This is a genomic window from Rhodococcus sp. PSBB066 (assembly GCF_017068255.1).
Lineage (GTDB): Bacteria > Actinomycetota > Actinomycetes > Mycobacteriales > Mycobacteriaceae > Rhodococcus > Rhodococcus aetherivorans.
The window spans coordinates 290,831-315,897 of record NZ_CP070859.1; the positions used below are offsets into that span (position 1 = coordinate 290,831).

Here is a 25,067-nt window from a genome sequence, read left to right on the forward strand (position 1 = left end):
TGCGCCCCGGGGTGGCACGTACTGTGTAGGCGTGTCGATCGGAAAAACGGTGGCGAAGCTCGCAGGATGCACGGCACTGGGCGGAGTCCTGCTGGCCGGTGTGATGTTCCCGGCGGCCGGAGGCTTCGGCTACGTGTCGAACCGCGCCGCGGACACGGTGGACAACAGTTCCGCCGAACTCGTCGAGGGTGTGGTGCCGGCGGTCACCACGATGACCGATGCGGCGGGCACCCCCATTGCCTGGCTCTACGACCAGCGCCGGTTCGAGGTGCCGAGCGACCAGATCTCCAACGAGATGAAACTCGCCATCGTCTCCATCGAGGACAAACGCTTCGCCGAACACCAGGGCGTGGACTGGCAGGGCACGATCCGCGCCTTCCTCACCAACACCACCAGCGGTCAGGTCGAGCAGGGCGCGTCCACGATCGACCAGCAGTACGTGAAGAACTACCTGCTCCACGTGGTCGCCAAGACCGACGCCGAGCGGCGCGCGGCGATCGAGACGACGCCCGCGCGCAAGATCCGGGAGATCCGGATGGCGCTGACGCTCGACGACGAGCTGACCAAGGACGAGATCCTCACCCGCTACCTGAACCTCGTGCCGTTCGGGAACGGGTCCTTCGGCGTGCAGGACGCCGCCCAGACGTACTTCGGCATCGACGCGAAGGATCTGAACGTCACCCAGTCCGCGATGCTCGCCGGCATGGTGCAGTCCAGCTCCGCGCTGAACCCGTACACCAATCCGGACGGCGTGCTGGCGCGACGCAACGTCGTGCTCGACACGATGATCCAGAACATCCCCGAGCGCGCCGCCGAGATCCGGGCCGCGAAGGAGCAGCCGCTCGGCGTCCTGCCCGAGCCGAAGACCCTGCCGCGCGGCTGCATCGCGGCGGGCGACCGCGGGTTCTTCTGTGAGTACGCCCTGCAGTACCTGGCCGAGGCCGGGTTGTCGCGCGAGCAGATCGACAAGGGCGGGTACCTGATCCGCACCACGCTCGACCCCGAGATCCAGGGCTCGGTCAAATCGTCGCTGGACAGGTTCACCAGCCCGACCGTCGACGACGTCGCGACGGTGATGAACGTGATCCGGCCCGGGGAGGATTCGCACCGCGTCCTGGCGATGGGGTCGAGCCGCGTGTACGGCCTCGACGGCGGGGCCTCGCAGACGGTGCAGCCGCAGCCGTACTCGCTGACCGGTCACGGCGCCGGCTCGGTGTTCAAGATCTTCACCGTCGCGGCGGCGATGGAGAAGGGCCTCGGCACCAGCGCCGTGCTGGACGTGCCGTCCCGCTACAACGCCCGCGGCCTCGGCGACGGCGGTGCCCCCGGATGCCCGCCGGCCACCTACTGCGTCGAGAACGCCGCACCGTACCCGGCGAAGCTGTCGGTGCCGGACGCGCTCGCACAGTCCCCCAACACCGCCTTCGTCAAGCTGATCGAGGCCACCGGTGTGGACGCGGTCGTCGACATGTCGGTGCGGCTGGGCCTGCGCTCGTACGCGCAGCCCAACACGTCCGGCTTCGGCGAGCAGAGCATGGTCGACATGCAGAAGGCCCAGCACCTCGGCTCGTTCACGCTCGGCCCCACCTGGGTGAACCCGCTGGAGCTGTCGAACGTCGCCGCCACGCTGGCCTCGCACGGCAAGTGGTGCCCGCCGACGCCGATCGACGCCGTGTTCGACCGCGACGGCAAGCCCGTGCCGATCACCCAGCAGGCGTGCGAGCAGGTCGTCGAACCGGGGCTGGCCGACACTCTCGCCACCGCCCTGAGCAAGGACACCGCGGGCGGTGGTACGGCGTCCGGTGCGGCCGGATCGGTGGGCTGGAACCTGCCGGTGGCGGCGAAGACCGGAACGACCGAGTCGCACATGTCGTCGGCGTTCGTCGGGTTCACGAACAACCTGGCCGGGGCGGTCTACACCTACGGCGACTCCCCCACGCCGGGGCAGATCTGCAGCGGACCCGTGCGCCCGTGCTCCGACGGCAATCTGTTCGGCGGCACCGAGCCGGCCCGCACCTGGTTCACGGCACTGCTGCCCGTCGCGAACAAGTTCGGGCCCACCGAGTTGCCGCCCGCGGACCAGAAGTACGTGCGCGGCGCCGGCAATGCCCAGGTGCCCAACGTCGTGGGTCTGAACCGTCAGCAGGCGAGCCAACGGCTGATCGACGCCGGCTTCCAGGTGACGGAGACGACGGTCAAGGCGGAGGGCCGCAGCGGCACCGTCGCCTCGATCTCCCCGTCGGGGTCGGCCGTCCCGGGGTCCACGGTGACGATCTTCGTCAGCGACGGCTCGGTGCGCGCCGCGCCACCGAGCCCGAGCGCGACCCCCGGCCGACCGACCGAGAGCCAGGTGCCGGACACGACGGTGCCGGCCGCGCCGGCACCCATCCCGGGACGATGACCGTCACCCGTCCGGTCGCGCGACGACCGGACGGGGTCTTCGGCTACAGGCGCGACTTGACGGCGGCGGACAGGCGCTTGCCGTCGGCCTTCCCGGCGGCGATCGCGGTCGCGGCCTTCATGACCTGACCCATCTGCCGCGGCCCGGGCCGCTCCCCGATCTCCTCGGCGACCTGCGCGATGGCGGTATCCGCGACGTCGGCCAGCTCGGCGTCGGTGAGCGGCGTCGGCAGGTACTCGTCGATGATGCGGGCCTCGGCGTGCTCCTTGGCCGCCAGTTCGCCGCGACCGTTCTCGGTATACACCTCGGCAGCCTCGCCGCGCTTCTTCGCCTCGCGCGCGAGCACCGTCACGACGTCCTCGTCGGTGAGCTCGCGCGCCTGCTTGCCGGCGACCTCCTCGGTCTGGATCGCGGCAAGCAGCATGCGCAGCGTGGTGATCCGCAGCGGATCCTTGTCCTTCATCGCGGCCGTGAGGTCGGCGCGGAGCGTGGACTTGAGCGAGGACGGGGTGTCGGACATGCCTCGACGCTACGCGGCGCCCCGCGAACCCGTGCGCGGACGAGCCCCGGCGGTACGCTGGAGACGTGCCAGACGTTCCCACTCTTCGACGTGCCGCGATCGGCGCGGCCGGTGCCGCCGCCCTGGGCCTCGGCTACGCGACGCTCATCGAGCGCAACGCCTTCGCCCTGCGGGAGGTGACCCTCCCGGTCCTTGCGCCGGACGCCTCGACGCTGCGCGTGCTGCACCTGAGCGACATCCACATGACGCCCGGGCAACGGCTCAAGCAGAACTGGCTCCGCGAACTCGATCGCCTCGAACCCGACCTCGTGGTCAACACCGGCGACAACCTTGCGCATCCGAAGGCTGTGCCCGCCGTCGTGCAGGCGCTCGGCGGTCTGCTCGCCCGGCCGGGGCTGTTCGTCTTCGGCAGCAACGACTACTTCGGGCCCCGGGTGAAGAACCCGCTGAAGTACTTCGACCGCGGCCACGAGCGCGTACACGGCGTGCCGCTGCCCTGGAGCGATCTGCGCGCCGCGTTCAGCGAGCGCGGCTGGCTCGACGTCACGCACGTGCACCGCGAACTCGAGATCGCCGGGGTGCGCGTCAGCGCGGCCGGTGTCGACGACCCGCACATCGACCGGGACCGGTACGACACCGTCGCGGGTCCGGCGAACCCGGCGGCGGATCTGCGGCTGGGGCTGACCCACTCACCCGAACCGCGCGTGCTGGACCGGTTCGCGGACGACGGCTACGACCTCGTGCTGGCGGGCCACACCCACGGGGGCCAACTGTGCCTGCCGCTGGTCGGCGCGCTGGTGACCAATTGCGGGCTGGACCGGTCGCGGGTCAAGGGCGTGTCGCGCTGGGGCTCGCACATGCGGTTGCACGTGTCGGCGGGCATCGGCACGTCGCCGACGGCCCCCGCCCGGTTCTGGTGCCGGCCCGAGGCGACGCTGCTGACGCTGATCCCGGCCCCCCGCGAGCAGGCTCGCAGCACCGCGGACGCGGGCACCCGGAGCACGTTTTCACCGCACTGACCAGGCGATTTAACCGTCACCCCGATCGTGCTGTAAGCTAACCGAGGTTCGAAACGGGGTGTGGCGCAGCTTGGTAGCGCGCTTCGTTCGGGACGAAGAGGTCGTGGGTTCGAATCCCGCCACCCCGACTCGTGAAGGACCTGATCGGGGCCCCTTCTCCATCCGGAGAAGGGGCCCCGGTCCCGTTCTCCGGGTCTCGGCACGACGCGCCCGACGCGATCGTGAAGTACGGTGAGCAGACCGGCACGTTCCCCGCCTCGAGCGCCCGGCTCGACGCCTCCCGGTGACAAGTCGGCCTCCTCGAGGCCGCGCAAGGAGCGTCTCATGACGCACAACCACGCCATCACCCACAGCAACGGGAATCGCTCCGGCCCGCCCGAGCGCCCCCTAACGTCGCGACGCCCCCCTGCTCGATTTCCCACACCGACCCAGACTCCCCGCTTCCTGCTCCGGCCGAACTCGGCACCACCGTCCCCGATCGACGGCTCGTGGTTCCCGTGGACCGCGAACCTCACCGATGAGCTGGACGACCTGATCTCCGCGCTCACCCTGCGACTCGGCCCCGTTGCCCGGGTCTGCTTCGACTGGAACGCCCTGCAGATACCGCGAAAGCGAATCGACGAGTTCGACCTCGACTCCGGCGGTATCGCACTGCGCGAGCCGGCACCCGGACAACCACCGCACACGATGTACTTCCTCGGATGCAACGGCACCCAACTCGTGCTGGTACTCCTGTCCCCCGACACCGAACCGGATCACGCCTACGGCATCATGCGCACGCTGGCGGATTCGTAGGTCCGGCCGGCGCCGGCGGCTCATCCGGACGGCCGGCCGCCCCCGGAGTCCAGTGTTGCCCTCAGGCCGGAGAAGAAGAGGTCGAGGCCGCGTTCGAATTCGGCGGCGCCGTCGTAGGAGGCCAGTATCGGCGCGAGACTGCGCAGGAGCGGGAATTCGTCGATCGGCAGGCGATGCAGTCCCAGGCGGAGCAGGTCGTCGGACTCCTCGGGCTGCTCGACGAGTTCCTGCAGCTCGTCGAGGACGTGACCGTGGAGGAATCCGAACAAGGCCCGGTAGACGTGCAACGCCTCGGCCGCGGAGAATCCGGCCCGGGTGAGCAAGGTCAGGATGCCTTCGAGCGGACGCAGCGTGCCGAGCGGCCGCAGCGCGAGGGGTGTGGACAGGGGGCGGGTGACCAGCAACGGAACCACGTGCGGGTGGTCGAGGGCAAGTTGCCGGAAATCCCTTGCAACCGTGCGTAGTTGATCTTCCCAGTCGCCGTCGCGGGGGTCGACGACCAGTTGCTCGAGGACGATTTCGGCGACTCCGTCGAGGAGGGCGGCCTTGTTCGGCGCGTGACGGTAGAGGGTCATCGGATCCCGGCCGAGAGCCTTGCCGAGGCGGCGCATCGAAAGCCCCTCGACGCCGTCGCGATCGATGATCGCGAGCGCAGACGCAAGGATCAATTCCCGGGCTCGAGTGTTCCTGCCGGACCTGCCGTCGTCGAATCCGATCGAGCGGCCCGCAGGAACCTTCGGCATCACGGACTCCTCTCCGTTCGCCTCCACTGTAGCCCTATGCTGTAGGTCTACAGTGTTGACACCTCGAGCGCTGCGGGTGTTGACTGGGTCTACACTCCAGGCCCGGAGGCCGCCATGATCGACGTTCTGCGACCGAACCCCCTGCTCGCTGCCGTGATCGTCGGGCCCGGAGGGCCGAGCGACAGCGAGCGGGCACCCGACTCCACGGAGTACGCCGCGGCAAGCCGCCGCAACCACTACTGATTCAGTCCTGCCGTGCGGGGCCGCATCCGGCATCGCACGTTGCGGACTCGATACGGAAAGAACACGATGGCGATCTCCGACATCAAGGAATATGCGCACCTCACCGCGGAAGACGTCGAGGCGCTGAGCACCGAGCTGAACGGGATCCGCCGGGACGTCACCGAGTCGCTCGGCGCGGCGGACGCCGCCTACATCCGGCGCACGATCGCATTCCAACGTGCACTGGATGTCGCTGCGCGGTTGATGATATGCGCCAGCAAGGCGCCGGCCGGGTGGGCGCTGGGGGTGACGGCCCTCGCCGGGGCCAAGATCGTGGAGAACATGGAGATCGGCCACAACGTCTCGCACGGGCAATGGGACTGGATGAACGACCCGGAGATCCACTCCACCACGTGGGAATGGGACATGGCCGGGCTCTCCTCACAGTGGCGGTACTCCCACAACTACCGCCACCACGTCTTCAACAACGTCGTCGGCATGGACGACGACCTCGGCTTCGGCGTCATCCGGATCACCCGCGACCAGCCTTGGCATCCGGGCAATCTGGCGCAACCGCTGCGAAACCTGCTGTTGGCAACCACATTCGAGTGGGGAATCGCACTGCACGGTCTGCACTCCGTGAACGAGCACGCCGGCAGCGCGGCCGAGAAGACCGACCACAACCGGGCACTGCTGGGAAAGGTTGTCCGCCAATCACTCAAGGACTACCTGGTCTTCCCCGCCCTCAGCGGTCGTCGCTGGCGGCGCACCCTGACGGCCGGCCTGGCCGCGAATCTGCTCCGGAACCTGTGGTCGTACGTGGTGATCTTCTGCGGGCACTTTCCGGACGGCGCCGAGAAGTTCACCCTCGTCGAGCTCGAGCGCGAGACAAGGGCGGAATGGTATCTCCGGCAGATGCTCGGAAGCGCCAATTTCCACGCCGGTCCGGTGATGGCCTTCATGAGCGGTAACCTCTGCTACCAGATCGAGCATCACCTGTTCCCGGACCTGCCCAGCAACCGCTACGCAGAGATCTCCACGAAGGTCCGGGCGCTGTGCGAGAAGTACGATCTGCCGTACACCACCGGCTCGCTCGTCCGGCAGTACCTTCTGACGCTGCGCACGATCCACAAGCTCGCTCTGCCTGATCGATTCCTGCGCGCGACCTCCGATGACGCCCCGGAAACCGCCTCCGAACTGAAGTTCCGCTCCCCGACTACCGCGCCGGCCGTTCCGCCGGCAGTCCCGCGACCCGGCCGTCGGGCAGTTCTGCGGACCCTGCACATCGACCGGCGCAACCGCCGGCGAGGGACCCCGACAACGGGTTGATCCTCCGGGGGTGGGGCCACGGAGGATATGAGGCAAGGATAGCCTGCCCTCATGCACAAGCTCAGACACCTCGGCCGCCTCACCGCCGCGGCCCTGCTCGTCACCTTCACCGTCGCGGCGTGCGGCGGCGCGGCCGAGTCGACCCGCGACACCGGCTCCGGCAACACCGACGTGGCCACGGGCGGCCGGCTGTTCGCCACCGCCGACGAGGAGACGGCGAAGCTCGGCAGCGACGCGGAACCCGGCCGGTTCCCCCGCGTGGTCACCCACGCTCTCGGCGAGACGGAGATCGCGGCCAAGCCGCAGCGCGTCGTCGTGCTCGACGGCGGCGAACTCGACGACGTCCTCTCCCTCGGCCTCACACCCGTGGGCCTCGCGAGTCCCGAGGGCGCGGCGGAGCAGCCGTCGTACCTCGCGGACCGGCTCGCCGGTGTCGCCGACGTGGGCACGATCAACAACCTCGATCTCGAGGCCATCGGCGCGCTGCGGCCGGATCTGATTGTCGGCAGCAAGCTCCGCGCGGACAAGATGTACCCGCAGCTGTCCGCCATCGCCCCGACCGTGTTCTCGATCCGGCCCGGTTTCCCGTGGAAGGAGAATTTCCTGCTCGTCGCGGACGCGCTGGGCGAGGAGGAGAAGGCCGAGTCCGTCCTCAACGCCTACCAGAGCCGCGCCGACGAGGTGCGGGACTCGATCCAGGGCGATCCGAGCATCTCGCTCGTGCGGTTCATGTCCGGCAAGATCCGCCTGTACGGGAACCTCTCGTTCATCGGCGTCATCCTGCAGGACGTCGGGCTGCGACGTCCGCCGGTCCAGGACATCGAGGAACTTGCGGCCGAGGTCAGCCCGGAAACGATCACGGAGGCGGACGGCGACCGGATCTTCTACTCGAGCTACGGCAGGGAAACCGACGAGGCGGCGGTCGTCGGCGGCCCGCTGTGGTCGAGCCTCACAGCCGTGCAGCAGGGGCGCGCCGTCGCGGTGAGCGACGAGACGTGGTTCCTCGCACTCGGCCCGACCGGCGCGATGCTCGTTCTCGACGACCTCGAGCGATTGCTCGCACGGCAGTAACCGAGATCGGCGTCAGATCGTCACCTCGTCGCGCCAACGGGTCAGCAGCGCGGCGTCACCGAACACGTCGAATCGATCGAGGGACGCCCGGTTCCACAGGAGGAGCAGCAGATCCGACGCCGGCCCGCGGACCGCGACGTCCCCCTCGGCGTGGCTGTGGACGACGGAAGGTTCGTCGGCATCGAAGGTGATCAACCATTCGCCCTCGCCGGCGGCGAGGGCGGGGTCGGTCGCATGCAGGTGCATCGTCTTCCCCGACCCGGCCGGCGACCCGGCACTCCCCGCCCCACCGAGGGCCCCCGCGCCGCCGAGGGCACGGAACGGGAGCAGCACCCCGAAGAGTTCGTCGATGCCCTCGACGGCCAGCGCGGTGTCGACGGGCGTGGTGCCCTCGCCCGCGGCGAGTTCGGCGTCGATCCGGTGCAGCGCAGTCTCGACCGCCATGCGACGGACCCAGAACGAAGCCGGTTGCGGTCCGGCGAAGGTCTGCTCGTCGACGTGCGGATCGGCCGATTGCACGGCCTCCGTCAGCTCCTCGAGTCCGTCCCGCACCCATGCGACGACGGCGGCCCCGGCCGGAGCCGGGGGGATCTCGGTGCGACCGCCGGCGCGCAACCAGCCCGCCGCGTTCCGGTGCACTCGGCCGACGTGCCCGAGAAGCCGTTCGACGGACCAGCGCGGGCAGGTCGGGACCGGCCGGTCGAGCCGGCCTTCGCCGGCGGCGAGCAGCCGCTCGGTGTCTGCGCGCAACAGCGCCGGATAGGAGGCTCGATCCATCCCTCGATTATGGGTGGCTCCCCCGTCGCGCCGAAGCCCCGGCGCGCCGGGGTGGGACCACGCGGTCAGCGGGCCGTCTCGCGCACTCGCAGTGTCACCACGTCGAGGGACTCGCCGACGTCCGAGAGCCCGTCGGATTTGCGGGCGGTGACGGCACCGAACTCGACCGTCTCCACGCCGTGGGTGCCGGCGAAGGCGTACAGGCCGTAGGTGCCGTTCGCCGCACTGTCGCTCACCGTGAAGGCGATTCGCTCCTCGCGGGTCTCCCCCGGCGCCAGATCGACGTCGATCGGGCCCAGGACCGGTTCGCCTTCCTCGCCGTTCGGACGGACCGCGCTGCCCCACACCTGACCCGTGTAGGGCGCGTCGCCGGGTGCTTCGACGAGCATGGTGGCTTCGATCACCCCGCCCGAGGCGGGCAGCGTCGTGGCCGTGTCGGCCGTGAGCGAGACGCGCACGGGAAGATCCGTCCGGGGAACGTCGGGGCGGGTCGACGACGGGGACCCGTCGCCGATCTCCGGCCAGCCGTTGGCCCACACGATCCGGTCGATCATGCCCTCCCGTCGCTGGGCACCGCTGGGAAGCTGGAGATCGTCGCGGGGAATCGCGTGGTAGACGATCCAGTCGTCGCCGGCGTCGTCGGTCACCACCGTGTTGTGCCCGGGTCCCGCCCACGGATCACTGCCGGCCAGGATGAGCGCGCCGCCACCGCCGTCGAGGTCGTCACCCTTGCGGTCGACGTACGGGCCGGTCAACGACTCGGACCGGCCGACGAGCACCCGGTAGGCGGTGTCTGCGCCGTTGCAGCAGTGGCCGGAGGAGAGGAACAGGTAGTAGTAGCCGTCGCGGTATTCGACGTGCGGCCCCTCGAAGCGTTCGTCCGCGACCCGGACCGGTTCGCCTGCGGGCGCGGTTCCGTCCGCGGCGAGCGGGATGGCGTAGACGCCCTTGAAGTTCCCGACGAACATCGTCTTCGTCGTGCCGTCGTCCCACACGAACGGATCGATCGTGCCCTGGACGCCGACGTCCTCGGCACAGAACACGGGGCGGCCCAGGTCGGTCCACGGGCCGGCCGGTCCGGGTGCGGTGGCGAGGCCGATGCACGGATTCGCCCCGTCCGGCAGCGCGTAGTAGAGGCTGTACCCGGTGTCCGACTCGATCACGTGGGGAGCCCAGACGTAGTTGTTCGCCGGATGCCATCCGGGACTCTCGGAGAACACGTCGTCGACGTACATCCAGTCCGTGAGGTCGAAGGACTTGAAGACGGACATCCCCCGCAGTCCCCGGCCGTCGCCCCAGTCGTCGCCCGTGGTGTACATGTAGTATGCCCCGTCGGGCGCCCGCACGATGCTGGGGTCGGCCGCGACGGGCTCGACGATCGGGTTCGCCGCGGCGGGTGGCGCCGGCGCGATCAGGAAGGCGAGCAGCGACATCGCGGCCGCGACGGATCCACGGCGGACGTGGCGTCGAGCCGCGTGGTGACCGCCCGCCTTCTTCCCCGTCTCGAACTTCCGCACGTCGCTCCCACCGTCGACTCACATGGAACGGGGCAAATGTATACGGATGTGACTGGTGTGGGAGTTGTGAAAGACGCAAGCGGCCGGATCGAAACCGAACCGTGCCCTCGGACCGTACCGGAACCCCCTCCCGTGGCCCCTACACCGGCGGCAGCAGCCGGTCCAGGAAACCGTTGCTGAACACCCGGTGCGGATCGTGCCGATCGAACGCCGCGCGCGCCGCGTCCCAGCCCTCGTCGGCGGACAGCCCGGTGCGGTACATCGCCGGGATCGTCTCGCCGAGGAACCGCGAATCCCGATGTCCCCCCTGCTCGTCGAACGCCCAGCCCTTCGACCACTCGGACCGGAAGGTGGCGTAGTCACCGGAGTAGTGGTCGGCCATCCACTGCTCCATCTCCCGGAAGAACGCGGACTGCCCCGCGGTGCCGGGAATGGAGACGACGTTCATCCAGATGGCAGTGTCCCAGTCGGGCCGGTCGGGACGGGGACGCACGGCCGACAGATTCGGCGCTCCGGCCGAATCGACGAGCACCTCCGACTGGTCGTCGACGGTGCACAGTCGCACCTCGAACGGCATGTTGACCGGATACTGCCCGAGCGAGGCGTAGTGGGTCACCCGCTCGTGCAGCCAGGTGGTGAACTCGTGGACGACGCGGGCGATGTTCGCGCGCCGCGTGACGACCACCCCACCGCCGGCGATGACGCGCAGCGTGGTGGCCCGCAGGTAGAACAGCAGGTCCTTCGACCAGCCCCACAGGTCGGCGGTGCCGGTGGCGGCGAGACCGGCGGCGACGGCCCCGAACTGGCCGGCACCGAAGGCCGGGGTGGCAGCCTGCATCCCGCTCGCCACCCGGCCGAGAGGGGTGGTGACCTCCTCGGGGATGCTGTCGGAGAAGAAGTAGTTGTACGGGCCGTGCACCTCGCGCGCGGTCGGTGGCTTCTCGGGGCACACCGACCAGATCTTCAGCCACGGCGTCTCGGTGAAGGGAAACCAGATCGCCTCGACGCGGCCGGACTCCTCGACGAACCGCTCGAAGGTACGGCCCGGGGAACCGGGCGGGGCGAACAGTTCCTGCCACGGCACGTCGGTGAAACTCTGGCAGCGCAGCCGGTAGTTGGCCCCGGCCTGCAGGGTCACCGAGGTGACGAAGCTGCGGCCCAGGTGGGCGAGCAGGGGCGTGATCTCGGGTTCGGACCGACGGAACTCACGCAGTTCGTAGGCGCCGGCGGCGGCGTTCCACACGACGGCGGTGAGGGCGACGACGAGGTTCGACAGTGAGCCGAACGACTGGCCGGGGAGCGCACGCTCCCCCGCGGCCGGATAGGTGGCGCCGTGCGCGCCGATCGACAGCGCGCCCGCGATGGTGATGTCGCCGATCGCGGGGGCATTGGCCCAGCCGAGGCCGTGCTGTTCGAGCGCGGCGAGGATCGACTCGATGCTCGCACCCGCGCCGGCGGTGACGGTGGCGGGTGTTCCCGCGGGATCGACGGTGACGGCGTTCAGGTGCACCATCGTGTCGATCAGCACGATCTTCTCGACGCTCTCGCCGGGCACGACGGTCAGCGGGCTCCAGCTGTGCATGGTGCCGCGCGGCCGGACGCGGTAACCGTGGGCGCGGGCCCAGTCGGCGATGCGCACGACGTCGTGCGCATCGCGTGCGGTGGCGGTCCACACCGCGTCGAAGCGGATCGTCCGGGCCCAGTTCTCGAAGCGCTGCTGGGCCAGCGGGATGTCTACGGGGAACTCCGGCGGTGCCGGAATGGTGGCGCGCGGATCGCCGGCCGGGACCGCACCGGCGGGGGTCCAGGCGAGGCCGGTCAGTGCGACGGCACCGGCGGCACCGGCGGCGCCGAGGAGGGCTCGTCGGCTGAGGGTCGTGGTCGAGGCGGGGTCGCCGTCCGTCCGGGCGTCGCGGGGGTCCACCGGGCTGGGCTCCGATCTGGGAAGAGGCAGAAACAGAGCAAAAATAGAACAAGTTCTCTTTCGATGCCAGTGGTTCCGTAATGCGCCGCCGAACCGGCTGAACGCCGCCGTCCACGACCGGAGCGAGGACGTAGGACCCTAGCCCCGCACCCGGTCACGGGCAGACAGTGGCAAGTGCCGTTGCACGGCGGCGACAGCGTGCCGTTGCACGGCGGCGACAGCGTGCCGTTGCACGGCGGCGACAGAGTGCCGTTGCACGGCGGCGACAGAGTGCCGTTGCACGGCGGCGACAGAGCACCGCCGGCCGCCGGTGAACGGACAGGCCCGGAAGGGAACGCCATGACGTCCACCACGATCGATACCGGCATGTACACCTCGTCCAACCCACCGTGGCGCGAGGTGCGGGTCATCACGGCGCTGGCGAGGTATGGCGGGCTGACGTCGCTGTTCGTCTGGGACCATTTCCAGGAGTTCTTCCCGACCGCCCTGTGGGACAGGACCTTCACCCGCTTCAGCGACCAGGTGTCGAGTCCGCACGAGGTGTTCGACTACCAGACCCTGCTCGGGGCACTGGCGGCCCCTGCGGGGAGGATGCGGCTCGGGGTGGCAGTGAGCGAGCCGATCCGGCGCCACCCGGTGCTGCTCGCTCAGGCCGCCCTGACCCTGGCGCATCTGACCAAGCGCGCGCCGATCCTCGGCCTGGGCTGCGGGGAGCGGATGAACATCGACCCGTACGGGTTGTCGCAGGCCCACCCGGTCGACCGACTCGCCGAAGCCGTGCAGATCGTCCGCCGCTGCTTCGACTCGCACGGCCCGTTCGACTTCCACGGCACGCACTTCCACCTGGACGGGGCGGTGATGGACCTGCAGGCCCCACCCGGGCGCACCCCGGAGATCTGGATCGCCGCCCACGGACCTCGGATGCTGCAGTTGACCGGGCGCTACGGCGACGGGTGGCTGCCGATGACCATCGCACTGCGCACCCCGGACGAGTACGCGGCGAAACTGGCGCGCATCCGTACCGCCGCCACCGAGGCCGGTCGCGACCCCGACCGGATCGTGCCGGCGTTGGTGGCCTACATCCTCGTCGCCCCCACACAGAAGCGGGCGCAGGCGATGCTGCACAGCCGGATGATGCGGTACTGGACGCTGCTGTTCCCCGCCGAACACTGGGCTGCGGCCGGCGCGGTACATCCCTTCGGGCCGGAGTTCCGCGGCTCGGTCGACGTGATCCCGGAACGCTACGACCGGGCCCGGTGGGAGGAGGCGCTCGCGGCGGTGCCCCCGGAGGTCACCGAATACGGATTCCTCGTCGGCACACCGGGCCGGATCACCGCGCGGTTGCGGGAGTTCGGGGAGGCCGGGCTGCGGCATGTGGTGCTCGTCCCCACGTCGGCCTACCTGTCGCTGCAGGACTGGGCGTACACAGTGCCCGCCGTGTATCGCATCGCCGCGTCGCTGCGCAGGTGAGCACCCTCGAGGACCTACACCCCGACGGCCTCCCGCAGGAGTTCCGGCGCGCCGTCGATCGACCACACCGCCATCGCGAACGCGGCGATCGTCAGCCCTGGACCGAGGATCGCCAGCTCGAAGGCGCCGCCGGCGCGGATGGCAAGGAACCCGGGCATCTTGATCTCCCACCAGCGCTCGCCGCGCCACGGCAGGAACGGCGCGAGGAACGGTATGCCCTCCTTGGTGACGGCGTCGCCCAGGCAGTGCGTCGCGCATCCCAGCGCCACCGCCACCCCGAGGCCCACCGAACCGACCTCTCCGGGGAACCAGTTCCACATGAGCACCGACAGCACCGCCGAGGTCGCGGTCACCACGAGCCAGCCGTTGCGCTTGGCCCATCCGTCCGCGAGCCCGCGCAGCGCCAGGCCGAGCGTGACGAACAGGACGGCGACGACCGCGACCCGGTCGAACCGGGCGACAAGCGTCGACACCCCCGCCCCCAGCAGGCCCGCGAACAGGGCCGTGTGCGTCAGCGTGCGATGCCCGCCGCGACGGCTGCGGTCGCGGCGGCCCTTGGTGAGCGTGTAGTAACCGAGCGAGAGGTTGTCGATGCCGCGCGCCGCGACCTGACTCACCGGCCCGAAGGACCGCGCCACCGTCGACTGGGGCGTGTCGAGATCCGGCAGGAGGGCCGAACCGGCGCAGACCGCGGCGAACGCGAACGTCTCGGCCGTGGATGTGGGCCCGCCCCACTCGCGGGGCAGCACGTCGGCGACGAGGAGGCCGACCAGCGCCCCGGACACCGCGTGGGTGGGACCCATGACCATCGCTGCAGGCACCTTTCGATCGAAGAACGAACCGATGCCAACGTAGCAATCACATCCGACACTTCAGTAACACAGGTGTTCGATCGCCCGGCGCACACGAAGGGCCACCCGCGGGAACGGGTGGCCCTCACGCACGCGACGGCTCAGGCGAGCTGTGCCTGCCACATCCAGTGCGTCTGCTCGAGGCCGGCGGTCTGGGCGATGAGCAGGTCCTGCGTGACCGGGTCGGCCTCGTCCGTCACCGCGATGCGCTCGCGCAGGCGTCCGATGACGGCCGCGAGGTTGTCGGTGATCGCCGCGACGACCTGCTCGTCCTTGGTCCAGCCCGCGCCGAAACCCGTGGTGCCGGAGTCCTGGGCGACGGTGGTGGCCCGTCCGTCCGGGCTGACGCCGATCGCCGTGAGGCGCTCCGCCACCTCGTCGGTGTAGGTGCGGGCGGCCGTGACGATCTCGTCCAGCGCGAGATGCAGGCTGCGGAACTGCGGGCCGACGACGTTCCAGTGTGCCTGCTTGGCGATCAGGCTCAGGTCGATCATGTCGACGAGGGTGCCCTGCAGAGCGTCCCCGGCGACCTTCTGCTGGTCCGGGTTCAACGTGCTGGTGATCGGTCCGGTCATGATCCGAGCTCCTATCCGTGTCGATGTGCCTCCCGGCGGCGACGGACGTCGCGCGCCGGCCGTGCTTCGGACATATCTCCCCCGCTTCAACGCTCGACGCGGTGACCGAGTTCCGCGCGGCCGCAGGCAACGAAGTGGATACGGGGCCCCTTCGGCCCGGAGTGTCCGTGGCAGCCGCGGCCGCGCGGGCGGATGATGGAGGAAGAATCCGTATCGAGGGAGGACAGAGTGATGCAGACGGTCATCGTGTGGATACTGGCCACCCTCCTCTACTGGTGGGGCATTCTCTGACGGGAGGTCAGGCCCGGCCCGCCCGCACGCCCTCCTCGACCTTCTTGCCGAGGTCGGCGTCGACGTTCGACCAGTATTCGAAGATCCGCTCGTACAACGCCGCCGCGGTCCCCCCGAGGATGTGGCCGACGATGTTGCCCACCAGCCGCTCACGGGCCGCGTCGTCGAGCACCTCGCGGACCAGCGTGCCGGCCTGACCGAAGTCGTCGTCCTCGGCATGCCGGACGTAGCCGGCCCGCACCGCCTCGGTGCCGAACTCCCACAAACCTTCGTCGCCGGCGGCCTGCGGGTCGGCGTGCGGGCCGCCGAAGCTGTTCGGCGCATACACCGGGGTGCCCGGGTCGTTGAACGAGTACCGCATGGCGCCGTCCTTGGAATACGAGTTCACCTCGTTCCTCGGCGCGTTGACCGGCAGCTGCGCGTGGTTCGCGCCGAGGCGGTAGCGGTGCGCGTCGGCGTAGGAGAACACGCGGCCGAGCAGCATCTTGTCCGGCGACAGGCCGATGCCCGGCACGATGTTCGACGGCGCGAACGCGGCCTGCTCGATCTCGGCGAAGAAGTTGCGCGGATTGCGATTCAGCGTCCAGGTGCCGACCTCGATCAGCGGATAGTCGCGCTGCGACCACACCTTGGTCAGGTCGAACGGGTTGAAGCGATACCCCTCCGCCTCGGCCACCGGCATGATCTGCACCTTCAGCGTCCAGCTGGGGAACTCGCCCCGCTCGATCGCGTCGTGGAGGTCGGCGCGGTGGTAGTCGGGGTCGGTGCCGGCGAGGCGGTCGGCCTCGTCCTGCGTGAGGAATTCGATGCCCTGGTTCGTCTTGAAGTGGTACTTGACCCAGAACCGCTCTCCGGCGGCGTTGACCCACTGGTAGGTATGGGAGCCGAAACCGTCCATGTGGCGCCAGGTTCGGGGGATGCCCCGGTCACCCATCAGCCACGTCACCTGGTGGGCGCTCTCGGGTCGCAGCGTCCAGAAGTCCCACTGCATGGTGTGGTCGCGCAGACCCGAACCGGGTAGCCGCTTCTGGGAGTGGATGAAGTCGGGGAACTTGATCGGGTCCTTGACGAAGAACACCGGGGTGTTGTTGCCGACGAGGTCGTAGTTGCCGTCCTCGGTGTAGAACTTCACCGCGAAACCGCGCGGGTCGCGCCACGTGTCGGGGCTGCCCTGCTCCCCGGCGACCGTCGAGAAACGCACGAGGGATTCGGTTTTCGCGCCCGGCTGGAACAGCTTGGCCTTGGTGTAGGCACTGACGTCGCCCGTGACGACGAGTTCGCCGAACGCGCCGCCGCCCTTGGCGTGCACGACGCGCTCCGGGACCCGTTCGCGGTTGAAGTGGGCGAGCTTCTCGATCAGGTAGTGGTCGTGCAGCAGTACCGGGCCCTGCGTTCCTGCGGTGAGCGATTCGTCGTCGCTCGCGACCGGAATGCCGACGTTGTTGGTGGTGGGGCGGGGATTCGTCACGGTGATCCTCCTCTGGAAGGGTGCACTCTCCGCGCCACGTCGCCGCGGTGCGGGTCGTAGTCGGAGTGGAGAAATGGTGCGGGACTAAGACTCTCGACAGTCGGAGCACAGTCCCCAGAACGTCACTTCGGCCTCGTCCACGACGTAGCCGTGGTCGTCCGAGGGTTCGAGGCACGGCGCCGCTCCGACGACGCACTCGATGTCGGTGACCGCGCCACAGCTGCGGCACACCAGGTGGTGGTGGTTGTCGCCGATCCGGGTCTCGTACCGGGCCGGCGAACCCGCGGGTTCGATGCGGCGCAGGAGCCCGGCCCCGACGCACGCCTTGAGCACGTCGTACACCGCCTGCGTGGAGACGGAGCCGAGTTCGCTCCGCACCGCGGCCGCGATCTCGTCCGCATCGGAATGGGGGTGCGCGGCAACCGCGCCGAGCACGGCAACACGCGGAGCGGTCACCCGCAGACCCACGGAGCGCAGTTGCGCCGGGGGGTCGAGGTGCTCATCCGCTCGTTGCATGACCCCAGTATGCCCCTTTTCTGGAATTAGTCAAGAAAAGGCGGGCGGGATCGGTCCGCACACGATCGCCTGATTCCGCACAACGGACCCGCCGGCCGGGTCTACCCTGCTTCTCAGCCCACCGGAAGAGGTTCGCCATGCGCACCAACCCGATCTCTCGCGCCTCCGGGATCGCGATCGCGGCCGGCACCGCGCTCACCCTGCTGCTCGGCTGCTCCAGCGGATCCGACACGGAATCCGAGCCCTACTCCTACGGCCCCACCGTCGAGGTCGGCGACGGCACGGCCCGCACCTACGTCGAGCAGGGCGACGACGGTGCCCCCGCGGCGATCGGGGTCCGCTTCTCGGCGACGGCGCTCGACGGCCTCTCCGACGCCCTCGAGGTGCACACGCTCGAGTTCCCGGCCGAGGCGGACGAGACCGCGTTCGACCACCTGACCATGGACTGGAACCCGCACGGGCACGAACCGGTGGGACTGTTCGACCAGCCTCATTTCGACATCCATTTCTACATGATCGGCGCCGAGCAGATTTCCGAGATCGACCCGGCCGCAACCGGGTACGCCGACGCGGCGGCCAACATGCCCGAAGCCCGATACATGCCGGCCGACTACGTGCCCGCCGGTCCGCCGGAGATGGCGCTCGTCCCGCAGATGGGGATGCACTGGGTCGACGGCACCCTGCCGATCGCGCCGGGACAGTACGACTTCACCCAGATCCTCATCGAGGGATCCTGGGACGGCGAATGGACCTTCATCGAGCCGATGCTCACCCGCGACTGGCTGCTCACCCGTCCCACGATCGACGAGCCGGTGAAACAGCCCGAGGCCTATCAGCAGAGCGCGTACTACCCCACCACCTACTCGGTGAGCTTCGACGACCAGGCGCAGGAGTACGTCGTCGAACTCGGTGGACTCACCATGCGAGAGGAGTCGTGACAGTGGTGCACCTTCGCACGTTCGCGGTGCTCGGAGTCGTCGGCGTGACGGCGACGGCGACGGCACTCGTCGTCGGTTCCGTGGCCGGAGCCCAGGGCTCCACGTCCGTCGACGGACCGCCCCGCCCCGTCGGTAACGGATCGGCGCACACGTACGTCACCGTCGGACCCGACGACACCCCCACCGCGATCGGCGTCCGCCTCGATGCCGCCGCCCTCGAAGGCCTCACGAGCGGTCTGCTGCCCACCACCGAGGCCTACGTGCTCGACGTTCCCGACGGGGCGCCCGCGACGGTCGTCGACCATGTCACGCTGGACTGGAACTCTCACGGCCACAATCCGGAACACGGGTTCGACCAGCCGCACTTCGACGTGCACTTCTACCTCGTCGACACCGCGACGGTGGAGGCGATCAACCCGCTTGTCCCCGGGTATCTCGAGCGGGCGGCGAAGCTGCCGGACCCGAAGTACCTCCCGGAAGGCTACGCGCCGTCGGACCCCCAGCCCATTCTCGGCACCGTCCCCAACATGGGACTGCACTGGCTCGACACCGCCGAGCCGCACGGGCACTTCACCGAGACGGTCCTGCAGGGCTCGTGGGACGGCCGGCACGTCTTCATCGAGCCGATGATGACCCGGGACTGGCTGGCGTCCCGGCCCGATCTGCACGAGGAACTGCGGCAGCCGAGCGCGTATCAGCAGTCCGGTTACTACCCCACCACCTACTCGGTGACGTGGGACGACGCAGCCGGGCAGTACGTCGTCGAACTCGGTGGGCTCACGATGCGCGAGGCGTCGTGAGCTCACCGCAGGTTCCCTAGCGCACCGTCCGGGCCGGGCCGATGCTCATCCGGCCCGACGTGATGACGATGCCGTGGTGTGCCCCCGGCAGCAGCCACCGTCCCAGTGTCGGGCCCTGCGCCTCGACGCGGACCCGGGCGTAGCGGAACCGTCCCCTCAGCCGTGCCGTGGCGCGGGCCTGGCTGCCGTCCGGTTCGGGCTGTGCGAACGCCAGTCCCCCGACGATCGGCAGTTCCGGACCGCGCGGGGTCGCGTCGGTGTCCACCTTCCATGTGTCGCCCGTGGCGGAGAACCGGCCGATGACGTCGCCGGTGAACGAGGCGAGCACCTTGGGCAGATGCCAGTGCTCGCGCCCGCCGTGCACGGACGCCTCGGAGTCCACGGCGATGAACGGCACGGCCATCGCCGGGATCAGCCCCGGGCGCAGGACGGGACTTGCGAGCACCTCGCGGTAGGGGCCGACGGGCGATTCGAGGTAGTCCACCACCATCGCGAGGGTGAACGGCAGGGTCCGGCCGCCGGGGCCGAACTGGGCCGCCCCGGGCGCGCTGCGGTGCCACCACAGGGCCGCGCGCGCCTGCGCCGACCACGGCGGCGGCGCGGACGTCGGCCAGTCGGTACGTTCGTCGGTGCTCTCAGGCACGCTCCACAACACGGGCGGCCTCCTCTCGTCGGACGGGATGGATCGGCAGGCGCAGCGCCGCGGGAGCCGACTCCGGCACGCTGGGCCGCACCGGCCGCACCGGAGTGAGCGGCACGTAACCGGATCCGAGCGTCGGGCGTGGATCGGCGTCACCCTTGTTGGGCCACAACGCCATCGCCCGCTCGGCCTGCGCCGTGATGGTGAGCGACGGGTTCACGCCCAGGTTGGCGCTGACCACGGATCCGTCCACGACATGCAGGCCCTCGTGGCCGTAGGCGCGCAGGTAGGGATCGACGACACCGGACTCGGGCGAGTCCCCGATCACGCAGCCGCCGAGGAAGTGCGCGGTCATGGGAATGTTGACCAGGTCCGCAACCGATCCGCCCGCGTCGCCGTCGATCTTGCCGGCGACCCGCCGGATGGCCTCGTGACCCACCGGAATCCACTCCGGCGGTGGCGCGCCGGGCCCGCGACGGCTCGTGAGTCGGCGTCCGAACGGCCCGCGCGTGCTCGCCAGTTCGAGGGAGTTGTCGTCGGTCTGCATGACCAGCGCGATCACGGTCCGCTCGGACCAGCGCCGCACCGACAGGGTGCGCAGGAACGCGGCGGGGTTGCGGGCCGCCACCGCGAGGAACTTCACCAGCCGCGGTGTCCGGCCCCCACCGTCGACCAGGAGGGCCTGCAACAGCCCGATGGCGTTGCTGCCCTTGCCGTACCGCACCGGTTCGATGTGGGTGTGGTCGTCCGGGTGGAAGGAGGCGGTGATCGCGATGCCGCGGGAGTAGTCCACGGTGCGGTCCTGCGCCGTCGCGGCGAGCACCGCTTCGGAGTTGGTGCGCACCACCGTGCCCAGTCGCGGCGACAACCTCGGCAGGGCACCGGTCTCGCGCATCGCGAGCAGCAGCCGCGACGTGCCGTAGGTGCCGGCGGCAAGCACCACCTGGTCGGCGGTGAACACGGTGTGGCGCTTGCGGATCCGGTTCGTGCTTCGGGCACGGACCTCGTATCCCCCCTCGGCGCGCGGACGGATCTCGGTGACGGTGGTGAGCGGATGGATCGTCGCCCCGGCCTGCTCGGCAAGGTACAGATAGTTCTTGACGAGGGTGTTCTTCGCGCCCACCCGGCAACCCGTCATGCAGCCGCCGCACTCGGTGCAGCCGGTGCGCTCGGGCCCGGCGCCCCCGAAGAACGGGTCCGGCACCGTCTTCCCCGGTTCGCCGAAGAACACGCCGACCGGCGTGGTGGTGAACGTCTCGCCGACCCCCATCTCCTCGGCCACCGAGCGCATCACCTCGTCGGCGGGGGTCGTCAGCGGATTCGGGCGCACGCCGAGCATCCGCGCCGCCTGCTCGTAGTACGGTCCGAGCTCGGCCTGCCAGTCGGTGATGTGCCCCCACTGCGGGTCCTGGAAGAACCGGGCCGGCGGCCGGTAGAGGGTGTTGGCATAGTTGAGCGATCCCCCGCCGACGCCGGCGCCCGCCATGACCAGGACGTCGGGCAGCAGGTGGATGCGCTGCACGCCGTAACAGCCCAGGGCCGGGGCCCACAGGTACTTGCGCAGTCGCCAGCTGGTCTTCGGCAGTTCGTCGTCGGCGAAGCGGCGGCCGGCCTCGAGAACGCCGACGCGGTAGCCCTTCTCGGTCGCGCGCAGCGCGGCGACGCTGCCGCCGAAGCCGGACCCGACGACCAGAACGTCGTAATGGGTCATGCCGCAATCCTTTCGGCAGCGGGACGGGTCACATAGTTCTCGGGATCGAAGCGCTTGGTCCGGGCGCGGTACCGCCAGGTGAACGTCGGCCACATCACCGAGTTGCGCCCCTTGCGGTCGAGGTACCAGCTGTGGCAGCCGCCCGCGTTCCACACCGTGCCGGCGAGGGCGGGGTCGAGTTCGGCGTTGTAGTCGCGCTGCGCGCCGGCGGTCACCTCGACGGTGGCCAGTGCCCGGGACCGCATGGTGCGCAGGGCGTCCGCGATGTAGGCGGCCTGCGATTCGAGCATGTACACGATCGAGCTGTGGCCGAGGTTGGTGTTCGGCCCGTACATCAGGAAAAGGTTGGGGAAGCCGTGGACCGAGACGCCCAGGTAGGCGCTGGGGCTGCCGTTCCAGGACTCGGCCAGGGTGCGGCCGTCGCGTCCCCGGATGTGCCGGGCCACAGGCGGTTCGGTGACGGTGAAGCCGGTGCCGAAGATGACGGCGTCGACCTCGTACTCGTTGCCGGTCTCGTCGACAACACCCTTCTCGGTGACCGCGGTCAGCCCGGAGGCAACCACGGTGACGTCGGGCCGGGTGATCGCCGGGAACCAGTCGTTGGACAGCAGGATCCGCTTGCACATGATCCGGAACCCCGGGGTGAGCTTCGTCCGCAGCTCCGGATCCGGGACCTGCTTGTCGAGGACCGACAGCGCTCGGCGCTCGAACAACGGCACGAGCCACCGGCGCGCGAACGGCCGTGTCATCCCGACGACGTACGTTTCCTTCTGCCCGTAGACGGCCCCACGAACGATCTTCTGCGCGAGCGGGAAACGCCGGTAGAGGGCGCGCACCGGACGCGCAATGGTGTGATCGTGCTTGGGCATGACCCACGAGGCGGTGCGCTGGAACAGCGTCAGGTGCCCGACGGTGTCGACGATGGCGGGGACGAACTGGATCGCGGAGGCGCCGGTGCCGATCACGGCGACGCGCTTGCCGCGCAGGTCGTAGCCGTGGTCCCACTCTGCCGAGTGGAACATCTTGCCGCGGAACATCTCCAGGCCCGGCACCTTCGGGAGGGTCGGGGTGGACAGCGCACCGGTCGCCGAGACCAGCACGTCGGCGGTGAGGTCGCCCCGCGACGTCGACACGATCCAGCGGGTGTTCTCGCCGTCCCACTGCGCGTCGCGCAGTTCGCACCCGAACATCGTCCGGTCGGTGACGCCCTGTTCCGTCGCGACCCGACGCAGGTAGGCGTAGATCTCCTCCTGGGTGCCGTGGGCCTTCGACCAGTCCGGTTCGGGCGCGAAGGAGAACGAGTACAGCGCGCTCGGCACGTCGCAGGCCGCGCCCGGGTAGGTGTTCACCCGCCAGGTGCCGCCGACGTCGTCGCCCCGCTCGATCACGAGGACGTCGGCGCGCGGGTGCTCACGCAGCAGCGTGGCCGCCATGCCGATGCCCCCGAAGCCGGCCCCCACGACGAGCGTGTGGACGTGCGGCGGGAGGGTCACGATGCTCACTTCATCACCAGTTCCTTCCAGACCGGGAGCAGCCGCTCCCGGATCTCACGATCCGATTCGGGGGTACGCATCAGGGCGGCGACGGCGAGGCCGCGGGCCAGCTCGATGCTCAGGTCGATTCCGTCGGGGCCCATCCGGTCCCCCATGATCTCGAGGCAGCCGACCCGCAGCGCGTCGGAGACCTTGCGCTCGAGGGGGATCACCGCCTCGTGCAGGGTGGGATCGGTCCGGGCGGCCACCCACAGCTCGAGCGCGGCGTGGAACAACGGTCCGCGGAACGCGTCGGTGAGGACGTCGAGGCCACGCTCGGGGTCCGGGCTGGCCTCGAGGATCTCCGTGAGGCGCTTGTCGACGAGGTGCTCGACCGCGGCGACGACGAGCGATTCCTTGGTCGGGAAGTGATGCAGCTGCGCACCCCGGGATACCCCGGCCCGTTTGGCGATGACCTGGGTGGTGGTGCGCGCGTAGCCGAGTTCGACGAGCGAGTCGACGGCCGCGTCGAGGAGTTTCGCCCGGGTCACGGCGGTGCGCTCGGCCTGCGTGCGCCCCGTGCCCGTGGATGTGGTTCGAGTCACAAGAACGGACGGTAACAGCAAAACAACAAACAGTCCAGACTGCTTGCAAGTTTTTAGCCGAGACACATATCCCCAGCTGAGGGCACCGCCCACCCGGAAAGCGGATGGAATTCAACCGTTGACTATTTCAATCATTATTGGTCTACTGTGATCTGCGCGACAAACCACGAGGTCGCAGAAGGAGGACCGCCGTCTCCATGAGTGCCGTGTCGCTCGAACGCACCATCTACGAACCCGACCACGCCGCGTTCCGCGAAACCGCGCGACGCTTCGCCGAGCGCGAGGTCGCACCCCACCTCGAGCCGTGGGCCGCGGCGGGCCGCGTCGATCGCGAGCTGTACCGGCAGGCCGGCAAGCTCGGCCTGCTCGGTGTCGCCGTGCCGGAACGGTTCGGGGGCGGGGGCATCGACGATTTCCGGTTCGGCGCCGTGCTCATCGAGGAACTCGCCCGCGTCGGCGCCCAGGCCGTCACCATGGGCTTGTCGGGATTCAACGACCTGGTCGCCCCGTACTTCACGGCCCTCGGCACCGAGGAGCAGAACCATCGCTGGCTCGCCCCCATGGTCGCCGGTGAGGCGATCGGCGCGATCGCGATGACCGAACCCGGCGCCGGCAGCGACCTCGCCGCCGTCGCCACCACCGCGATTCCCGACGGCGACCACTTCGTGCTGAACGGCAGCAAGATCTTCATCTCCAACGGCCTGCTCGCCGACACGATCATCGTCGTCGCGAAGACCGATCCCGCCGCCGGGAAGAACGGGGTGAGCCTGCTCGTCGTCGAGGACGGCATGCCCGGGTTCACGAAGAACGGCCCGCTCGACAAGGTGGGCCTGTCCGCACAGGACACCGCCGAGCTGGTGTTCGACGACGTTCGCGTGCCCCGCGCCAACCTGCTCGGCGAGGAGAACCGGGGCTTCGGCTATCTGCGGCACAACCTGCCGCAGGAGCGGCTCAGCATCGCGGTGACCTCCATGGCCCTGATGACCCGCACGTTCGAGACGGCGCTGCGCTACGCCACCGACCGCACAGCGTTCGGGCAGCGCATCGCCGACTTCCAGGCCAACCGCTTCTACCTCGCCGAACTGGCCACCGAAATCGAGATCGCGCAGGTGTTCGTGGACCGTTGCATCCTCGACGCCGCCCACGGCCGGCTCGACGAGGTGACGGCGGCGATGGCCAAGTGGTGGGTTACCGAACTGCATCTGAAGGTGGTGCACCGGGCCGTGCAGCTGCACGGCGGCTACGGGTTCATGAAGGAGTACGACGTCGCCCGCGACTATCTGGACTCCCGGGCCGGGACCCTCTACGGCGGCACCACGGAAATCATGAAGGAGATCGTCGGTCGCCGGCTCACCCGGACGTAGTCGCTTCGGCCACAGACCATCCCGCATCCCAAGGCATCGAGGAGATCC

23 protein-coding genes and 1 tRNA gene are annotated in these 25,067 nt (G+C 69.6%); 11 read left to right on the forward strand and 13 right to left on the reverse strand.

Features of this window, described 5'->3' with window-relative positions; genetic code table 11:
* Positions 1-49 precede the first annotated feature (49 nt).
* The gene (locus JYA75_RS01395; RefSeq protein WP_203330138.1) at positions 50-2,401 is read left to right on the forward strand and encodes a transglycosylase domain-containing protein; all 2,352 of its coding nucleotides are present in this window, start codon (positions 50-52) and stop codon (positions 2,399-2,401) included.
* Positions 2,402-2,444: 43 nt separating this feature from the next.
* Here JYA75_RS01395 and JYA75_RS01400 read toward each other — a convergent pair whose 3' ends face one another.
* Entirely contained in the window at positions 2,445-2,921 is a 477-nt protein-coding gene (locus JYA75_RS01400) for a GatB/YqeY domain-containing protein (protein ID WP_203329611.1), read from the reverse strand.
* A 65-nt stretch (positions 2,922-2,986) separates the two neighbouring features.
* Between JYA75_RS01400 and JYA75_RS01405 the strand changes: the two genes are divergently transcribed.
* From JYA75_RS01405 to JYA75_RS01415, 3 genes are all read left to right on the forward strand, one after another.
* A complete protein-coding gene (locus JYA75_RS01405) occupies positions 2,987-3,940 on the forward strand; it encodes a metallophosphoesterase (RefSeq protein WP_203329612.1) in 954 nt (317 codons plus the stop codon).
* Between the two features lie 54 nt (positions 3,941-3,994).
* Positions 3,995-4,068: transfer RNA gene (locus JYA75_RS01410), tRNA-Pro, on the forward strand.
* A 196-nt stretch (positions 4,069-4,264) separates the two neighbouring features.
* Positions 4,265-4,735 carry a DUF5994 family protein gene (locus tag JYA75_RS01415; protein ID WP_203329613.1) on the forward strand — a complete coding sequence of 157 codons (471 nt, stop codon included), beginning with the start codon at positions 4,265-4,267 and terminating at the stop codon, positions 4,733-4,735.
* A gap of 20 nt (positions 4,736-4,755) precedes the next feature.
* Here JYA75_RS01415 and JYA75_RS01420 read toward each other — a convergent pair whose 3' ends face one another.
* Positions 4,756-5,478, reverse strand: coding sequence for a TetR/AcrR family transcriptional regulator C-terminal domain-containing protein (locus tag JYA75_RS01420; protein ID WP_006945577.1), 723 nt, complete (start codon positions 5,476-5,478; stop codon positions 4,756-4,758).
* Positions 5,479-5,592: 114 nt separating this feature from the next.
* Here JYA75_RS01420 and JYA75_RS29060 point away from each other — a divergent pair, with 114 nt between their 5' ends.
* From JYA75_RS29060 to JYA75_RS01430, 3 genes are all read left to right on the forward strand, one after another.
* On the forward strand, positions 5,593-5,721 hold the full coding sequence (locus tag JYA75_RS29060) for a hypothetical protein (RefSeq protein ID WP_275408345.1): 129 nt from the start codon (positions 5,593-5,595) through the stop codon (positions 5,719-5,721).
* Between the two features lie 66 nt (positions 5,722-5,787).
* Positions 5,788-7,029: a fatty acid desaturase gene (locus tag JYA75_RS01425; protein WP_006945580.1), complete on the forward strand. Its 1,242-nt coding sequence runs from the start codon at positions 5,788-5,790 to the stop codon at positions 7,027-7,029.
* 51 nt (positions 7,030-7,080) lie between these two features.
* Positions 7,081-8,100: an iron-siderophore ABC transporter substrate-binding protein gene (locus tag JYA75_RS01430; RefSeq protein ID WP_006945587.1), complete on the forward strand. Its 1,020-nt coding sequence runs from the start codon at positions 7,081-7,083 to the stop codon at positions 8,098-8,100.
* Positions 8,101-8,112: 12 nt separating this feature from the next.
* Here the strand turns inward: JYA75_RS01430 and JYA75_RS01435 are convergent, their stop codons facing one another.
* The 3 genes from JYA75_RS01435 to JYA75_RS01445 form a co-directional block, all read right to left on the reverse strand.
* Positions 8,113-8,877 carry a maleylpyruvate isomerase family mycothiol-dependent enzyme gene (locus JYA75_RS01435; RefSeq protein WP_203329614.1) on the reverse strand — a complete coding sequence of 255 codons (765 nt, stop codon included), beginning with the start codon at positions 8,875-8,877 and terminating at the stop codon, positions 8,113-8,115.
* A gap of 65 nt (positions 8,878-8,942) precedes the next feature.
* The gene (locus JYA75_RS01440) at positions 8,943-10,394 is read right to left on the reverse strand and encodes a family 43 glycosylhydrolase (protein ID WP_203329615.1); all 1,452 of its coding nucleotides are present in this window, start codon (positions 10,392-10,394) and stop codon (positions 8,943-8,945) included.
* Positions 10,395-10,533: 139 nt separating this feature from the next.
* Positions 10,534-12,318 (reverse strand): cholesterol oxidase substrate-binding domain-containing protein, encoded by a 1,785-nt coding sequence (locus JYA75_RS01445; protein ID WP_203329616.1) that lies wholly within the window; start codon positions 12,316-12,318, stop codon positions 10,534-10,536.
* 339 nt (positions 12,319-12,657) lie between these two features.
* Between JYA75_RS01445 and JYA75_RS01450 the strand changes: the two genes are divergently transcribed.
* Complete coding sequence (locus JYA75_RS01450; RefSeq protein ID WP_050036259.1) at positions 12,658-13,788, forward strand: LLM class flavin-dependent oxidoreductase; 1,131 nt, start codon at positions 12,658-12,660, stop codon at positions 13,786-13,788.
* Between the two features lie 14 nt (positions 13,789-13,802).
* Here JYA75_RS01450 and JYA75_RS01455 read toward each other — a convergent pair whose 3' ends face one another.
* From JYA75_RS01455 to JYA75_RS01470, 4 genes are all read right to left on the reverse strand, one after another.
* Positions 13,803-14,597, reverse strand: coding sequence for a metal-dependent hydrolase (locus tag JYA75_RS01455; protein WP_006945629.1), 795 nt, complete (start codon positions 14,595-14,597; stop codon positions 13,803-13,805).
* 143 nt (positions 14,598-14,740) lie between these two features.
* A complete protein-coding gene (locus JYA75_RS01460) occupies positions 14,741-15,214 on the reverse strand; it encodes a DNA starvation/stationary phase protection protein (protein WP_065923091.1) in 474 nt (157 codons plus the stop codon).
* A 298-nt stretch (positions 15,215-15,512) separates the two neighbouring features.
* Positions 15,513-16,973: a catalase gene (locus tag JYA75_RS01465; protein WP_185713956.1), complete on the reverse strand. Its 1,461-nt coding sequence runs from the start codon at positions 16,971-16,973 to the stop codon at positions 15,513-15,515.
* Between the two features lie 84 nt (positions 16,974-17,057).
* Positions 17,058-17,489 carry a Fur family transcriptional regulator gene (locus JYA75_RS01470; RefSeq protein WP_029547199.1) on the reverse strand — a complete coding sequence of 144 codons (432 nt, stop codon included), beginning with the start codon at positions 17,487-17,489 and terminating at the stop codon, positions 17,058-17,060.
* A 137-nt stretch (positions 17,490-17,626) separates the two neighbouring features.
* On the opposite strand from JYA75_RS01470, the gene JYA75_RS01475 reads away from it, so the two are divergent.
* Positions 17,627-18,427 (forward strand): DUF5602 domain-containing protein, encoded by an 801-nt coding sequence (locus JYA75_RS01475; protein ID WP_185713957.1) that lies wholly within the window; start codon positions 17,627-17,629, stop codon positions 18,425-18,427.
* A complete protein-coding gene (locus tag JYA75_RS01480; RefSeq protein ID WP_239010517.1) occupies positions 18,424-19,227 on the forward strand; it encodes a DUF5602 domain-containing protein in 804 nt (267 codons plus the stop codon). The genes JYA75_RS01475 and JYA75_RS01480 overlap by 4 nt, the downstream gene beginning before the upstream one ends.
* A 16-nt stretch (positions 19,228-19,243) precedes the next feature.
* Here the strand turns inward: JYA75_RS01480 and JYA75_RS01485 are convergent, their stop codons facing one another.
* From JYA75_RS01485 to JYA75_RS01500, 4 genes are read right to left on the reverse strand one after another with little or no spacing between them, the layout of a single operon-like run.
* Complete coding sequence (locus tag JYA75_RS01485; RefSeq protein WP_029547198.1) at positions 19,244-19,870, reverse strand: acetoacetate decarboxylase family protein; 627 nt, start codon at positions 19,868-19,870, stop codon at positions 19,244-19,246.
* Positions 19,863-21,578: a GMC family oxidoreductase gene (locus JYA75_RS01490; protein ID WP_185713958.1), complete on the reverse strand. Its 1,716-nt coding sequence runs from the start codon at positions 21,576-21,578 to the stop codon at positions 19,863-19,865. Before JYA75_RS01490 ends, JYA75_RS01485 begins: the two co-directional genes overlap by 8 nt.
* A complete protein-coding gene (locus tag JYA75_RS01495) occupies positions 21,575-23,080 on the reverse strand; it encodes an NAD(P)/FAD-dependent oxidoreductase (protein ID WP_185713959.1) in 1,506 nt (501 codons plus the stop codon). Before JYA75_RS01495 ends, JYA75_RS01490 begins: the two co-directional genes overlap by 4 nt.
* Positions 23,077-23,655 carry a TetR/AcrR family transcriptional regulator gene (locus JYA75_RS01500; protein WP_006945640.1) on the reverse strand — a complete coding sequence of 193 codons (579 nt, stop codon included), beginning with the start codon at positions 23,653-23,655 and terminating at the stop codon, positions 23,077-23,079. The genes JYA75_RS01495 and JYA75_RS01500 overlap by 4 nt, the downstream gene beginning before the upstream one ends.
* Positions 23,656-23,852: 197 nt before the next feature.
* On the opposite strand from JYA75_RS01500, the gene JYA75_RS01505 reads away from it, so the two are divergent.
* On the forward strand, positions 23,853-25,019 hold the full coding sequence (locus JYA75_RS01505; RefSeq protein WP_203329617.1) for an acyl-CoA dehydrogenase family protein: 1,167 nt from the start codon (positions 23,853-23,855) through the stop codon (positions 25,017-25,019).
* The last annotated feature ends 48 nt before the right edge of the window (positions 25,020-25,067 follow it).